Annotated in this window: 2 protein-coding genes; both read right to left on the reverse strand. The window is 73.7% G+C overall.

Annotated features, from left to right (window positions below; genetic code table 11):
- Nucleotides 1–78: 78 nt before the first annotated feature.
- Entirely contained in the window at nucleotides 79–1,185 is a 1,107-nt protein-coding gene (locus BJF79_RS38960) for a DUF6801 domain-containing protein (protein ID WP_075904944.1), read from the reverse strand.
- A gap of 154 nt (nucleotides 1,186–1,339) precedes the next feature.
- Nucleotides 1,340–1,564 (reverse strand): hypothetical protein, encoded by a 225-nt coding sequence (locus tag BJF79_RS38965; RefSeq protein WP_075904947.1) that lies wholly within the window; start codon nucleotides 1,562–1,564, stop codon nucleotides 1,340–1,342.
- Nucleotides 1,565–1,911: the final 347 nt, after the last annotated feature.

Consider the following 1,911-nt stretch of genomic DNA (forward strand, 5'->3'; position numbering starts at 1 on the left):
CGTGTTGCCCTTATAAGCGGCCCGGATAAGGGCAACACGCCGCAGGTCAACGAACTCGCGGGGCCTTGTCGGGGCGGGTCATGGTGCGGCCGCCGGGGTCGGGGCCGGGGTGAGGGTCAGGTCGATGGTGTTGCCGGTGCCGGTGACGGAGTCGCCGATCAGGCCGGTCAGGGCGCCGCAGCCGGTGAGGGGCGCGAGGTCGTAGGCACCGGTGAGGCGGCCGCCCGCGGACGGGTCGAAGCCGGGCGCCGACGTCAGCGTCAGCTCGGACGGCCCGGACGTGCGGCACGCGTCGCCACCGCCGATCGGGACGACACCGAAGACGCGGAACGCCGGGAACGCGGCCGTGACCTGCGACGTGGTCGTCAGGACGCCGTCGGCGAACCCGGCGGTGCCGCCGTCCCCGGCGTCGTCGAGCCGCATCTCGGCGGTGACCGGCAGGAAGCCGAACAGGTTCACGTTCGCGGTCGCCGGGTCGAGCGCGAGGTCCGCGCGGGCGGCGTCCCCGCCGAGCGCGAGGGACATCGCGCCGGTCAGCGGGACGGTCGCGCCGGACGCCGTCAGGACGGTCGCCCCCTCGACCTCGTACCCGTGGTCGCCGCCCCCGCCGCCCGTCCCGTCGACGATCTCGAAGGACGCGAGCACGTTGTCCTGCCCGGGGTCCTGGACGCACTCGGACTCGAACGTGCCAAGGCCGCCAGGCCCGCCGTCGGCCGTCCGGGGCGTCAGCGTCAGCACGAGGTTCCCGACGGAGACCGTCCCGGGCCCGGGTCGGCTGAACGTCAGGTCGGGGGCCTTGCCGGTCCCCCGCACGGCGAACTCGCCGGACGCGGGCACGTCCGTCTTGTCCAGCGCGACGTCCACCCGGACGGGCAGGCCGCCGGGCATCTCGGGAACCGTCAGGGTCGCGTCCGCGGCGGCGCCGCCTTCGAGGGTCACGGTGCCGAGCGCGGCGAGCGCGCGCGTCGACTCCGCGCCGACCGTCGCCGTCGACTCGACGGCGATCCCCGGCATCACCTCGCCGACCCGCACGGTCTCCGGGACGTCCGCCACGAGGGACACGTGCACCGGCTGCGGCCCGATCAGCGGGAAGGTGCAGTGGTAGTCGAGTTCGAGGGTCGCCGGTGCCGCGTTCGCCGGGGCGGCGACGAGGCCCGGACGGCCGCCACGGCGACGGCGACGCACGCCGTGCGGGCCGCGCCCCGGCGTCGTCCCGCTCTTCGTTTCCTGGTCAACGTTCGCCTTTCGGGGTGGGTGAAGGGGCCGCCGACGGGGACGGCCCCCGCCGCACCTGCGGTACGGCGGGGGCCGTCGGCCGGACGTCGGCCGAACGCCGTGCTCAGGCCTTGGGCGCGAGGGTCAGGTCGATCGTGTTGCCGTCACCCGCGGTGAACAGGCTGAGGATCCCGGTGAGGGGCCCGCAGTCGGTGATCTCCGACAGCGAGTACTCGCCGCTGATCGTGCCGCCCGCGTTCGGGTCGAAGAACTCGCCCTCCGCAGACTGCAACCGGATGTCCGACGCCTCGGCGGTCTGGCAGTTCTCGCCGCCGCCGATCGGGATCATCCCGAACACCTTGAACGACGACAGCTTGGTGATGACCGAGGGTGTTCGTCGTCAGCTGCCCGCTCTGGTAGACGCCGGTCGTCTCGCCCTGCGTGGCGAACCCGATGTCGCCCGTCACCGGCAGGAACCCGAGGATCTGGAAGTCGCCCTGGGTCGGGTCGAGCTGCAGGTCCGCGGTGACGTCGCCGGTCATGAGGTCGAGGTCCGCACCCACGGTGCCGGTCAGCGGCGCCGTCCCGTTCGGCGCCTTCACGAAGGTCTCACCGGAGATGGTGAAGTCGAAGCAGGTCGCCCTCCGCGACGGCCAGCCCGGGGGTGACCACGGTCGCGCCCAGCTCCACCAGGAG

Source organism: Actinomadura sp. CNU-125, from assembly GCF_001942465.1.
Lineage (GTDB): Bacteria > Actinomycetota > Actinomycetes > Streptosporangiales > Streptosporangiaceae > Spirillospora.